11 protein-coding genes are annotated in these 12,893 nt (G+C 69.0%); 2 read left to right on the top strand and 9 right to left on the bottom strand.

From position 1 onward, the window contains the following. Positions 1-2: 2 nt before the first annotated feature. The 3 genes from ACT3T9_RS09830 to ACT3T9_RS09820 all read right to left on the bottom strand — a co-directional run bounded on the left by ACT3T9_RS09830 (position 3) and on the right by ACT3T9_RS09820 (position 3,885). The gene (locus ACT3T9_RS09830; RefSeq protein ID WP_444606483.1) at positions 3-1,028 is read right to left on the bottom strand and encodes an ABC transporter permease; all 1,026 of its coding nucleotides are present in this window, start codon (positions 1,026-1,028) and stop codon (positions 3-5) included. Beyond that, entirely contained in the window at positions 1,025-1,984 is a 960-nt protein-coding gene (locus ACT3T9_RS09825) for an ABC transporter permease (RefSeq protein WP_444606482.1), read from the bottom strand. Before ACT3T9_RS09825 ends, ACT3T9_RS09830 begins: the two co-directional genes overlap by 4 nt. 104 nt (positions 1,985-2,088) lie before the next feature. Beyond that, entirely contained in the window at positions 2,089-3,885 is a 1,797-nt protein-coding gene (locus tag ACT3T9_RS09820) for a peptide ABC transporter substrate-binding protein (RefSeq protein WP_444606481.1), read from the bottom strand. Between the two features lie 345 nt (positions 3,886-4,230). Here ACT3T9_RS09820 and ACT3T9_RS09815 point away from each other — a divergent pair, with 345 nt between their 5' ends. Together ACT3T9_RS09815 and ACT3T9_RS09810 are read left to right on the top strand one after the other, a co-directional pair. Continuing rightward, entirely contained in the window at positions 4,231-5,439 is a 1,209-nt protein-coding gene (locus tag ACT3T9_RS09815; protein ID WP_444606480.1) for an ROK family transcriptional regulator, read from the top strand. After that, the gene (locus ACT3T9_RS09810) at positions 5,436-7,043 is read left to right on the top strand and encodes a M81 family metallopeptidase (RefSeq protein ID WP_444606479.1); all 1,608 of its coding nucleotides are present in this window, start codon (positions 5,436-5,438) and stop codon (positions 7,041-7,043) included. Before ACT3T9_RS09815 ends, ACT3T9_RS09810 begins: the two co-directional genes overlap by 4 nt. Before the next feature lie 506 nt (positions 7,044-7,549). Here the strand turns inward: ACT3T9_RS09810 and ACT3T9_RS09805 are convergent. The 6 genes from ACT3T9_RS09805 to iolC all read right to left on the bottom strand — a co-directional run bounded on the left by ACT3T9_RS09805 (position 7,550) and on the right by iolC (position 12,663). Further along, positions 7,550-7,732: a hypothetical protein gene (locus ACT3T9_RS09805; RefSeq protein ID WP_444606478.1), complete on the bottom strand. Its 183-nt coding sequence runs from the start codon at positions 7,730-7,732 to the stop codon at positions 7,550-7,552. Positions 7,733-7,818: 86 nt separating this feature from the next. Next, a complete protein-coding gene (locus tag ACT3T9_RS09800; protein ID WP_444606530.1) occupies positions 7,819-8,550 on the bottom strand; it encodes a GntR family transcriptional regulator in 732 nt (243 codons plus the stop codon). An 88-nt stretch (positions 8,551-8,638) separates the two neighbouring features. Beyond that, positions 8,639-9,763, bottom strand: coding sequence for a Gfo/Idh/MocA family protein (locus tag ACT3T9_RS09795; RefSeq protein ID WP_444606477.1), 1,125 nt, complete (start codon positions 9,761-9,763; stop codon positions 8,639-8,641). Next, entirely contained in the window at positions 9,763-10,677 is a 915-nt protein-coding gene (iolB, locus tag ACT3T9_RS09790) for a 5-deoxy-glucuronate isomerase (RefSeq protein WP_444606476.1), read from the bottom strand. The genes ACT3T9_RS09795 and iolB overlap by 1 nt, the downstream gene beginning before the upstream one ends. Positions 10,678-10,702: 25 nt before the next feature. Continuing rightward, positions 10,703-11,638 carry a Cgl0159 family (beta/alpha)8-fold protein gene (locus ACT3T9_RS09785; RefSeq protein WP_444606475.1) on the bottom strand — a complete coding sequence of 312 codons (936 nt, stop codon included), beginning with the start codon at positions 11,636-11,638 and terminating at the stop codon, positions 10,703-10,705. Continuing rightward, positions 11,635-12,663: a 5-dehydro-2-deoxygluconokinase gene (gene iolC / locus ACT3T9_RS09780; RefSeq protein WP_444606474.1), complete on the bottom strand. Its 1,029-nt coding sequence runs from the start codon at positions 12,661-12,663 to the stop codon at positions 11,635-11,637. The genes ACT3T9_RS09785 and iolC overlap by 4 nt, the downstream gene beginning before the upstream one ends. Between the last annotated feature and the right edge of the window lie 230 nt (positions 12,664-12,893).

Here is a 12,893-nt window from a genome sequence, read left to right as displayed (position 1 = left end):
TGTCACCTCTTCCTGAGTCGGACTTCGAAGGAGTCGCGCAGGCCGTCGCCGACGAAGTTGAAGGCCAGCACCAGCAGGATGATGAGGATGCCCGGCGGGTAGACGAGCCACCAGTTGCCGGAGTAGATCTCCCCCAGGCCGGAGGAGAGCATCCCGCCCCAGTTCGCGGCCGGCGGCGGTACCCCCAGGCCGAGGAAGGACAGGTAGGCGACGTAGAGGATCGCGTCGGCGATCTGGAAGGTGGCGTTGACGATCACGGTGCCGATGGAGTTGCGCACGATGTGCGAGCGCACCGCGCGGGAGGATCCGCCGCCCATGCCGCGCATGGCGACGATGAAGTCCCGGGAGCGCAGGGCGATCGAGTCCCCGCGGATCATGCGCGCCGGGTTCAGCCAGGCGAAGGCGGCGATGGTGAGCACCAGCATCGGAACGGTGGGCGTGATGATCGTGGCGATCAGCATGAACAGGAACAGGGCCGGGATCGAGAGCAGGGCGTCGACCAGCCGCATCATCACCGCATCGACCCAGCCGCCGACGAAGCCCGCGGTCGCGCCGTAGAGCGTGCCGAAGGCGGTGGCCAGCAGGCCGGCGGCGAGGCCGACGAACAGCGACGTCTGACCGCCGAGCATGAGCCGGCCCAGCTGGTCGTAGCCGACGCCGTCGGAGCCGAGGAAGAATCCCCGCTCTCCGGGCGCGACATAGGCGTTGGCGAGGTCGGTGTGGATCTGATCGGTGCGGTGCAGGAAGGGGCCGAGGAAGCTGAAGGCGACCAGGCCGAGGATGAGCACGAGGCCCGCCACGGCGAGGCGATTCTCCAGGAACATCTCCACGCCCTGGCGGCCGAGGCTGCTGCGACGGCGCGGGCGGCGCTCCGAGTGCCCGAGCTGATCAGAGGGACCGCTCTGCGCGAGTCGATCAGGGCTGCCCGGGAGCTCGGGGACCGGCGCGCCGGCGGGAAGGTGCTCGCTGGCGGCGAGCTGCTCCCCGTGGGGAGTCTCCTCGGTGCCCGGTGGTGGGATCGCGGTCATTCTGAACCTCCGCTCAGGCGCACGCGCGGGTCGGCGACGGCATAGGCGATATCTGCGAGCAAAGAGCCCGCCACGGTCGCGATCGCGACGATGGTGGTGGTCGCGAGCAGGATCGGGAAGTCACGGGTCTGGGTGGCCTGCCAGAACATCAATCCCATCCCGGGGTAGTTGAACAGCTGCTCGACGACCAGCGCTCCGGAGAAGAGCGCCGGGATGTACATGCCCAGCAGGGAGATCACCGGGAACAGGCTGTTGCGCAGGGCGTGGCGCACCACGACCCGACCTTCTGTCATGCCTTTCGAGCGGGCGGTGCGGATGTAGTTCTCCTGCAGGTTGTCGATCATCGTCGAGCGCACGTACCGCGTATAGGCGGCCAGGGTGACGATGGCCAGTGTGACGACGGGCAGAATCAGGCCCTGCCAGTCAGCCAGGATGTCGACCATGCCGAACCCCTGCGGGGCCTGGGCCGGCAGCAGCGGAATCATCTGCGAGAACAGGACGATCAGCATCATGCCCATGAAGAACAGCGGCGTCGCATAGGCGAGCAGAGCGACGCTGGTGACGAGGTAGTCGGGCCACCGGCCGCGGCGGGTGGCCTGCACGACGCCCAGCGGGATCGCGATCACGAGGGCCACCACGGCAGCAAGGACGGACAGCAGGATCGTCTTGGGCAGGCGCTGGACGATCAGATCCACCACCGGCTGGTTCATCTGGAACGAGAAGCCCAGGTCACCGGTGAACAGGCGTCCCAGGTACAGCACGTACTGGATGAGGAACGGCTGGTCGTAGCCCATCTGGATGTTGTACGCGTCGATCTGGGCCTGAGTCGCGGCAAGCCCGAGAGCGCTGCGGGCGGCGCCGCCCGGAAGGTTGTGCAGGAGCAGGAAGGTGATGAAGGTGACCAGCAGGATCACCACGAACGCCTGACCTGTCCTGCGAAGCACGTACTGCCACATCAGCGGCTGTCTCCTCGTTGCAGAGTCCGGATGGAGGTGGGGCCGTGGGCCCCGACGGTCGGGCTGCGGAGGCACCGATCAGTGCCTCCGCAGCCGGATGAAGGTCAGCCGCGCGACCAGTCCTGGGGTCGCATGGTCAGCATCGGGTCCTGGGGGCTGATGCCCTGGATGTCCGAGGAGTAGGCGCTGATGCGGTTGACGGGGTTCGGCAGCCAGAGCACCGGCAGATCCTCGGCGAGGAAGTCGTTGTACTCCTTCAGCGCCTCGGGATCGCTCGAGAACTGGGTGGCGGTGATCAGTTCGTCAGCGGTCTCGTTCGAGTACCGACCGAGGTTGACCGGGGCATCGGTGGCGAACAGACGCTCACCCGAGGCGTAGACCGGGTAGTACCAGGAGCCCTGCGAACCGAAGAAGGACAGGTCCCAGTCGCACTCCACGTCACCGGGCTCGCACGCCTGGGTCACGGCGACCGAGTCCGGGACCTCGCGGATCTCCATCTCGATCCCGGCCCGGGAGAACTGGCTCTTGAGCTCGGCCATCATCTGCGAGGTCGCGGTGAAACCGGACTGGCTGGTGACGGTGAAGCTCAGCTCCTCACCGGCCTCGATGCCCTCGCCGCACTGGCCCTCGCCGGTACCGGGGTTCTCGCACGTGCTCACGCCACCGTCGTTGACGGTCCAGCCGTTGTCCTCGAGCAGCGCGATGGCCGCCTCCGGATCGAAGCCGTAGGCGCAGCCGTCCATGGTGCCGGAGGCTCCGGGCTCCTGGGGCACGGGGCCGCAGGTGGGGGCCGCCGCACCGCGCCAGACGACCTCGCTGATGGTCTCCTGATCGATCAGCTGTTGCATCGCCTGACGCAGGTACTTCTGCTGGAACAGGTGGCCGGTCTCAGGGTTGTTGAAGTTCATCGGCATGTAGGTGATCGACCAGCCGTGCCACGGATCGACGGTGTAGCCGTTGGCCTCGATCACCTCCTGCTGATCGATCGCGCTAGCGGGGATGTAGCCGTAGTCGATATCGCCCGAGCGCAGTACGTTGAACTGCGAGTTGTCGTCGGTGAAGGGCTTGAAGACGACCTGATCGAGGGTGGCCGCGTCGACGCCCTGATAGTTCTCGTTAGCCGCCAGGACGACCTCGCCGCCGGGGGTGTAGGACTCGAGCGTCCACGCGCCCGAGACCGTGTCCCACAGCGCATTGGAGTCGTAGGAGGCCGGATCCTCGGAGGCCGCGATCAGGTAGTCGAACACTTCGGCAGCGGTGCCCGGATCGCGGTCGAGATCGGACACCTCGCCATCGTCAGAGGTCTTGTTCCAGGCATGGGCGGGCATCGGGGTCAGCGAGTTGAGCTGGTTGCCCAGGTACCAGCCGGGGGCGAAGGCCTCGGTGGTGGTCACGGTGAAGGACTTCTCGTCGACGACCTCGAAGGAGGCCACATTGTCGGGGAAGCCGCCCTCACGGTAGGAGGCCCACTCCTCCTTATTGGCGGAGACGAGGTTGAACCAGAACTCCACATCCCGCGAGGAGATCGCCGTTCCATCGGACCACTGGAGGTCCTTGAGGGTGATCGTGTAGGTCAGGCCATCCTCGGAGACCTCGGGGATCTCCGCGAGGGACGCCTCGGTGTCGATGTTGAACTCCGCATCGCCCGCGAGCTGCCAGGAGAACACCGAGGGGTAGAGCGCGTCGCCGAAGATCGCGTTCTCGCCGCCCGTCTTTCCGGGCTGGGAGATCGGGAGGATCCAGTTGGGCGTGGTCATCGCGACGCTGACGGAGTCCCCGCTCGCTGCGGATCCCGTCGCGCCTTCGGGGGTGGAGCTCGAGCTGCAACCGGTCATCAACAGGACCAGGGCGGCAGTGCCTGCAGCCGCTCTGCCCCAGAAACTAGTGGTCGACGTCCCCATGGGAACGCTCCTTCCGCTGTCGTATCCAGATCGGCCGACGACTGCCGGTCGACTGCCCGCGGACACACCTCCGTGTCCTGTCCGAGCTACCGCAGGTCTGGGCGTCCATCGCCGGAACCTGGTGGTGAGTGAAACATCGGGCCGGTGGGTACCGAAACCACCGACATGAGGAAGAACCTATCCGAACTTCAGCCAAACATAGGATCAGTTTGCTTCAGTTACCCAACTGTTACCGCTTTTTCTGCCTCACTTCGTGCACGTCTGTCTAAAGTGACGGGACAGGATGAACGAACTGGCCTCCCGTTACAGTGGCCGCACTCATCGGACGAACGGTCAGGAGCGGCCATGCACTCCCCCTCTCTCGGAGCCGGCGAAGACCGACCCGGCAGCGTTGCCGCACCGGCCGCACCGGCCGCACGCAACGACTCCGACTCCCACGCCCTCAGGCTGATACTCGACGGCTCAGCGAGCTCCCGCGGAGAGCTGCGCAAGCAGCTGGGGCTCTCCGCCTCCACGGTCTCCTCCGTGGTGCGTCGGCTCATCGCGCACGGACTGATCGAGGAGGTGGGCAGCGGCGACTCGACCGGTGGGCGTCGCCCAGTCAGGCTCCAGGCCCTGCAGCGCGATGTGGCCTGGCTGGTCGCGGAGCTCGGCGGCGAGCACGTCCGTCTCGGGCTCACCCGCGCCGGGGGCCACGAGCTGATCATCTCGGAGCTGTCCGTCAATGTGCTCGACGGCCCTGGACCGACGCTCGAGGTGATCCGGGCCGGATGGGAGGCGCTCCTCGCCGAGCACCCGGGGACCACGGTCGTCTCAGCGGCTGTCGGTCTGCCGGGGCCGGTCTCCGCCGTCACCGGCGAGCTCACCGCCCCTGCGCGCATGCCCGGATGGCACGGCACCCGGGCCGGACAGGTGCTCTCGGAATCCCTCGGGGTCCCCGTGCTCGTGGAGAACGATGCGCGGGCAGCGGCGCTCGGGGAGTTCGTGGTGCGCGGCGGAGAGGTCGCGACCTTCATCTACGTCAAGGCTGGATCGGGCATCGGCGGCGCCTACATCCAGGACGGCGCACTCGTCCATGGAGGGTCCGGGGTGGCCGGGGACATCACCCATGTCCCGGTTCCCGACGCCGACGATCAGCCCTGCGCCTGCGGGCGGATCGGGTGCCTGGAGACCGTGGCGAGCGGCGCCGCGATCCGTCGTGAGCTGCAGTCCAAGGGATTGGAGACCACATCGGTCGGCGAGGTGGTGGACCTCGCAGTGACCTTCGAGCCCGCAGCCACCGCCGCCGTGCGCCAGTCGGGTCGGCACCTCGGCAACGCGCTCTCACCCCTGGTCAACTTCCTCAATCCCTCGGCCGTGCTCATCGGCGGCTCGCTCTCGGGGATCGACGCCTTCGTCGCCGCGGTGCGCAGCGCGATCTACGACTCCAGCCTGGCGATGAACACACAGGACCTCCGCATCGAAGCCGCCAAGGCCGGGCCCGATGCGGCACTCATCGGTCTGACCCGCCTGGCTCAGCAGGCTGCCACCCTCCCCTCCGAAAGGTCAGCATGACCCCCCAGCTCCCCCGCATCGGCATCGCCGGGATCGCCATCGAGTCCTCCACCTTCACCCCGTACCGCTCCGGCGAGGCGGACTTCGAGGTGCGCCGCGGCACCGCCGACATCCTGGACCGCTATCCCTTCTTCACCGGCGCGCATGACCCGGGCTCCGCCCCTGGTCCGCCGGCAGCTGCCGAGCCCGTGGCCGCGCCCGTGGACGACCCCGCCACCCCCTCCCCTGCCGGTCTCGACCTCCGCGCGGCCGCGGACTATGTGGGCGTTCTCCACGCCCGAGCCCTGCCGGGCGGGCAGCTGGACCGCGAGGTCTACGAGGGCTGGAAGACCGAGATCGTCGACGGCCTCGCCATCGCCGTGGAGACCGCGCCACTGGACGGGTTCTTCTTCGACATCCACGGCGCGATGAGCGTGGTGGGTCTGGACGATGCCGAGGGCGACCTGATCACCGCGATCCGCTCCGTGATCGGGCCGGACACCGTGGTCGGCACCGCGATGGACCTGCACGGCAACGTCTCCGAGACGCTGTTCGAGGCCTGCAACCTGCTGACCTGCTACCGCCACGCCCCGCACATCGACGCCTGGGAGACCCGCGAGCGAGGCCTGCGGGACCTGGTGGACGTGACCGCGAGGGTCGCGGCCGGCGGCGCTCGCCCCCACAAGGCCCTGGTGCACCTGCCGATCCTGCTGCCCGGAGAGAAGACCTCCACCCGCATCGAGCCGGCGAAGTCGCTGTACGCCCGGATCCCGGCGCTGACCGCCCGCGAGGGCGTGACCGATGTGTCCTATTGGATCGGCTTCGCCTGGGCGGACCAGCCCCGATGCAAGGCCGCGATCGTCGCCTTCGGAGACAGCGCCGAAGCGGTCGAAGCTGCGGCCCTGGAGCTCGCCACCGCCGTCTGGGAGCAGCGGCACGACTTCGAGTTCGTTGCCCCCACCGGCACGTTCGAAGAGTGCCTCGACCGGGCGATCACCTCCTCGGCGCGACCGTTCTGGATCTCCGACTCCGGGGACAATCCGGGTGCCGGCGGGGCCGACGACACCACCTTCGCGCTCGCCCGGCTCCTGGCCCGGCCAGAGGTCCGCTCCGGGCAGATCAGCGCGCTGATGGTCTCGCTGGTCGATCCGAGGTCGGCCGATGCCGCGACCGCCCTGGGCGTCGGTGGGCGGGGAGAGTTCGCCGTGGGCGGGAAGATCGATGCCCGAGACCCGGGCCCGGTGGCGCTGCGCGCCGAGGTGACGGCCCTGGACGACGCCCCGAACACCGGCCGCTCAGCAGCACTTCGAGTGCTGGACGGCGAGCACGAAACGGGCCTGACAGTGGTGGTCACCGGCCGCCGTTCCCAGTGGGCGACCCGCTCGATGTTCGAACGGCTGGGTCTGTCGATGACCGGGTTCGATGTGGTCACCGTGAAGATGGGCTATCTCGAGCCCGATCAGTACGAGGCGGCCGAAGGCTGGCTGCTCGCCCTCACCCCCGGCGGCGTGGACCAGGACCTGCTGCGGCTCGGCCACTCCCGCATCGACCGACCGATGATCCCCTTCGACGCCGAGATCCCGGCGCCGACGGCGGCCGACGTGGTGGCTGGCGGCGGGGCCTAGCTCGCTGGGCCACCATCGGCTCCGGAGCGGCCGTCACTCTCAGCGCGACTCTCACTGCAAAAAAGTCGCACTGAGGTTTGCAGCGAAGGCGGAAGTGAGGGTGGCAGTGAGAGTTGCGCTGGGAGTTGCCGTGAGAACGAAGCCAACGGAGACCACTTGCCTCGAGCAACGGCGACGTCACTGCACGTCACGAGTCTTTCGCACTGGGAGTGGCGCGATAGCTGTCTGGATCGGGCCCGGGCGAGGCGCCAGCCCACCCATCTCGAGTCGATCTGCTCCCCTATCCGCCGATCATCTCCACGATTGCATCGGACAGCGGCTGCGAGAGCGCATACCGGAGCTGACCTGGATTCAGGGACCTCTTCGGTCGCTGACCTGCCGCGTCAGCGTGGCACCGAGCCGTCAGAGTGCAGTTGAACGTCAAGATCCTTGCCCACCGTTGCGTTCGCGGCGCACTACCCCGCCCACCGTTGCGTTCGCGGCGTTCTCAGCGGCGAGAACGCCAACTATGCAACGGTCGACGGTCCGCGACGCCGGCGAGGCCCCGCGACGCCCGCCCGGGGGTCGTAGCAGTCGGCCACCACGGTGCTCGGATCGGTGTAAGCCAGGTTGGCGTGGGCATTCTGCCGGCGGACCCACTCCATGTCGCCCTCATCGAGCAGACCGTGGTCGCGGAGCCCGTTCGTCATCGCGAGGATCCCCGGGAACGACCCTCGACGATTCGGCATTGCGCTCTGGAACCGGATGAGCACCGCCCCAGCGTAGGGGCCGACGCTCAGGAATCCACCAGCGTGACCTCGAAGGAGTAACGCGAGGCCCGATAGACGTGGAATCCGTACTCGACAACGGACCCGTCGTTGGCGAAGGACTTGCGCTCCATGGTCAGCAGCGCCGCGCCGAGCTCCTCGTCGAGCAGCTCGGCGTGCTCCTCGTCGGCGACGGTCGCGCCGATCCGCTCATGGGCCAGCACGGTCGTGATCCCGGCCTCGCGCAAGCAGGCGTACAGGCCCGAGGCAGCGAGTGCCTCCCGGGTCGGGGCGATCCGCTCGGGGATGGTGTTGCGCATGACGGCCAGCGGCTCGTCGTCGGCGTAGCGCACCCGGATCAGGTCCAGCACCTGCTCCCCCGGTCGCAGCTGGAGGCGGTCAACGGCCTCCGGCGAGGGGCGGCCGATCCGGTACTCGACGACCTCGGTGCGGGGCACCTTCCCGGCGATGCGCAGGTCGTCGTACAGCGAGGTCAGCGCGACCTTCCGGTTCACCGGTGCCTGCACCACCTGGGTGCCCACGCCACGCTTGCGCACCAGCATGCCCTTGTCCACGAGCTCCTGGATGCCCTGCCGCACCGTCGGCCGGGAGAGCCCCAAACGCTTGGACAGCGCCAGCTCGTTCTCCAGCCGGCTGCCGGGGCCCAGCACCCCGCCCCGGATCGAGTCCTCGATCCCTCCGGCCAGCTGCAGGTACAGCGGGGTGCTGGCGTCACGGTCGACCACGAGGTCGAGGGTGATCGGGCCGTTCTCGGCAGGGACGGCGCCGCTGACGGGGCTGCTGGCAGCGCCACTGGCGGGGCTGATGGCGGGGCTGCCGGCGTGGCTGTCAGTGTCCACGAGGGCCTGCTTCGGTGCCGGGCTGCTCGAGCAGGGACACCTCGACGGCACCGTCGGCCGTGAGCGAGGCCTCCGCCGCCTCGCATACCGCTGCGGCGACGTAGCCGTCCCAGGCGGTCGCCGAGCGGGGCGCGACGAAGGAGCCGTCGGCCACCGCCGCGATCCAGGCCTGGACCTCGGCGTCGTAGGCCGCGAGGAAGCGGGGCCGGAAGTCGAGCGGGACCGCGCCACCCCAGCGGCCTCCGGTTTGGTGGGTGGTGACCATGCCGGTCTCCTGGCCGATGGTCGCCGTGCCCTTCGAGCCCACCAGCTCGGTGCGCACCTCGTAGCCGGAGTGGGTGCTGACGTAGAGCTCGTCGGTGACCAGGGTGCCCGAGGCGGTGCGGAACAGCAGCAGCATCGGGTCGCTGAGCCCGTCCGGCGCGTTCTCGGAGCTGCGACCGGTGAGCGTCTGGACCGAGACCACCGGCTCCTCGAGGAAGAAGGAGATCGCGTCGATCTCGTGCACGGCGGAGTCGTAGACCATGTGCACGTCGGTGAAGCCCGGCAGCACGTCGGCATTGCGGTGCTTGCAGTTCAGGATCAGCGGGGTGCCCAGGTCACCGGCTTCTAGCGCGTCCTTCAGCTCGCCGTAGCCCGCATCGAAGCGGCGCATGAAGCCCAGTGAGACGAACGCGCGGCCGGCCTCGTGCTCGGCCCGGACCACGTCATAGGCATCGGAGGGGTTCATCGCCAGCGGCTTCTCGCACAGCACGGGCTTGCCCGCGGCGATGCAGGCCAGCACCTGGTCGCGGTGGAACTGGCCGGGGCTCGCGATGAGGACGGCGTCGACGTCGTCGGCGGCGATGACCTCCTCGGGGGAATCCACCGCGCGGGAGCCGGGAGCCGTGGCGGAGACCGTCTCCGCGGTCTCGCGCAGGTAGTCGCTGACCACGCTGACGCGCGCGCCCTTGATGCGACGCGAGAGGCGCTCGACATGGTCGGCACCCATTCGGCCCACGCCGATGACGCCCACGCGGATGTCCTGCGGGAGCGCTGTGGGGACGACGCTCGTCGCCGCGTCCTGCGGCCCGGTCTGCGGGGGTGCGGCGGGCTGGGCCATGGTTGCGCTCATCAGGCCTCTCCTTCGAGTCGGGGGTCGATCCCGGCCTCATCCCAGGTGCCGCGCACCCAGGTCTGCTCGGGATGGTCGGTGATGTTCCAGGCCCGCTCGGCGTCCGGGCCGGCCATCACGTTGAGGTAGTACATGTCGTGGCCGGGGGCGGCGGCGCAGGGGCCGTGCCAGCCGTGCGGGACCAGGACCGTGTCGCCGCTGCGCACCTCGGTGAGCACGTCGATGGGTCTGTCGTCACCGCTCGCGGTGGTCTGGTGGTAGCCGAAGCCGGGCCCGCCACCGGGGGCGTCCTGGATCTCGTAGTAGTAGATCTCCTCGAGCTCGGACTCCGGATGCTCCCCGTCGTCCACGGTCTCGTCGTGCTTGTGCGCTGGGTAGCTGGACCAGTTCCCACCTGGGGTGATGACCTCACAGGCGATGAGGCTGTCCATCGCGTCGAAGGCGCCGACGGTGCCGAAGTTGCGCACCTTCCGGGTCATGTTCCCGCCGCCGCGGATCTCGACCGGGACGTCCTCGGCGCGGATCAGCGCGACCGGGTGGCTGCCGGTCGCGACCGCCGTCGCGAGCGCGAAGCGGCCCCCGTCGGCCGACGAGATCGTGGGCAGGGAGCCGACGGGCACGTAGAGCACGTCCGTCGCGGAGGCGAACACGTCGGTGCGGCCGCGCAGCGTGTATCTCTCGCCATCGACGGAGACCTCGCAGCTGCCGTCCAGGGGCACGATCATCACCTCGACGCTGTTCGCCGTGAAGATCTCGCTCTCCCCCGCCCCGAGCGCGAGGACGCGCAGGCCGGTATGGACCCAGCCGTCGCGCGCACCGGGGTCGATGATCGTCTCGTAGGGGCCGCGACCGGTGGAGCCGGCGGGCAGGTGGAACTCTGAGCTGTCGTGCGTGCTCGTGTCATGCGTGGTCATCGTGCTCTCCTCCCGAAGGGGTCAGTCAGCGGATCATCTCGACCGAGGCGCGCACCGCAGCGGTCACGTCGTCACCGGCCGGATACAGCAGGGTGCGGCCGACGACCAGCCCGCGCACGTTCGGCCGGTCCAGGGCACGCTTCCACGATGCCCGCAGGGCGATCGGGTCGTCGTTCGCCGGGTCTCCGCCGAGGATCAGGGTGGGCAGGGTGGTGGAGTCCATGACGCGCTCCATGTCGTCCACCGCCGGCAGCTTCAGCCAGGTGTAGGCGCTGGTGGTGCCGAGGCCCTGGGCGATGTGGATGGACCTGATGACGGCCTCCGGGGAGAGGTCGTTGACGATCTTCGTGCCGGGCCCGCCGGGGCGGGAGGACATGAACGGCTCGACCATCGCGATCAGCTCGTGGCGGGCGAGCTCGGAGACCGCCGTCGCGCTCGCCTCGAGGATGAAGGGGGTGCGGTCGTCGTCCAGGTCGATGCGGGTGAGCATCTTGCCGCCGTCGAAGCCGCCCGCCTTGATGGACGCCGCGTCATAGGCGGTGAAGCGGTCCTCGATCTCCCAAGAGCTGCCCTGCAGGCCGCCGCGGTTCATCGAGGCGAACACGATCTTGTCCTCGAGAGCGCCCATGACCATCAGGTCCTCGAGGATGTCGGCGGTGCCGAGCACTCCGTCCACCCCGGGGACGGCGAGCGCCTCACGCAGGCGATCCAGCAGCTCGGAGCGGCTGGCCATGGCCTGGCCGCGGGAGCCCACTCCGAGGGCACCACGGGCGGGATGGTCCGCGGCGACGATCATCATCGTGCCGTCCGTGTCGGCGACGGTGCGACGCCTGCGGGTCGCGGCGAGGCGCGCGAACCGGCCCGGATCCTCGACGCGCACCCGCGTGACGTCCTCGTAGGTGGAGACGAAGTCGGTGGTGGGGGTACTGGCAGAGGCTCCGCCGACGTCGAAGGGCCTCATGCCCGCTCCCCCGCCGGCTCGACGACACCACGATTGCGGAGCGCATCGAGCATCTGCTCGACGGTCTGGCCGTGGTTGGGGTCACCGCCCGCGATCAGCAGATCGATCTCCTCACCGGTGGGCATCGCGGTGGAGCACTCCAGGCGACTGGTGACGATGGCGCCTGCCGCATTGCAGCGGGTCAGGATGGTCTCCAGGTCCTGGCCGGCCAGCAGACCGTGGGCCAGGGAGCCGCCGAAGCTGTCGCCGGCGCCGAGGCCGTTGATCACCTGGATCAGGTTCGGGGCGACCACCACACGGTCATCAGCGGTCTTGCCGAGCACCCCCTTGGGGCCCTGCTTGACGATCGCGATCTGCACGCCCGCCTCGAGCAGCGCATCGGCGGCGCGCTCGGGCTCCGTCTCGCCGACGGCGACCTCGCACTCCTCCTTGTTGCCCACGGCGACGGTGGTGTGCTTCAGCGCCTCGCGGTACTGCTCGCGGGCCTCCTCGGGGCTGGACCAGAACATGGGCCGGTAGTCGAGGTCGAAGACGGTGTGGGAGGTGCGGCCGCGGGCCTCGAGCGCCGCGAAGTGGGCGGAGCGGCTGGGCTCCTCGGACAGTCCCGTGCCGGAGAACCAGAACAGCGGGACCTGGCGGATCGCCTCGAGGTCCAGGTGCTCGGGGGCGACCTGCAGGTCCGGGGCGCTGGGCTGGCGGTAGAAGTACAGCGGGAAGTCATCCGGCGGGAAGATCTCGCACAGCGTGATCGGGGTGTTGAGCTCGCTGTTCTTCACCACGAAGCGGCCCGAGACGCCGAGGCGCTCCATCTCCTTGACCACATAGCGGCCGAAGGGGTCATCCCCCACCCCGGTGATCACGGCGGGCTTGTTGCCCAGGCGGGCCGCGGCGACGGCGACGTTGGTGGGGCTGCCGCCGAGGAACTTGCCGAAGCTCTGGATGTCCTCGAGCCCCTTGCCGATCTCCAGCGGGTAGATGTCCACGCCGCTGCGCCCGAACGTGATGATGTCGAAATCTGCTGCCATGGGTCTCCATGCCTCCCTGCGTCGAAAACCTGGATCGCCGCCGTCTGCGACTGCTGCCGTGACTGCCGCTGTGTGTGACTGCTGCCGTGTGCGACGGTGCCCGGCGGTCCGGCGAGTGCGCCCATGCTCCCACGGAGGCCACTCTTTGTCCAGACAAAAGATGCTACCTGATGGACGCATGCGTCAGTCGAGCCGGCAGCCCGACACCTTCCGTCAGCAGACACGCCACA

The sequence above is a fragment of the Brachybacterium sp. AOP29-B2-41 genome (genome assembly GCF_052378395.1).
GTDB lineage: Bacteria > Actinomycetota > Actinomycetes > Actinomycetales > Dermabacteraceae > Brachybacterium.
Note: the sequence above shows the minus strand (reverse complement) of the source record. Positions and strands in the feature narration are given on the sequence as shown.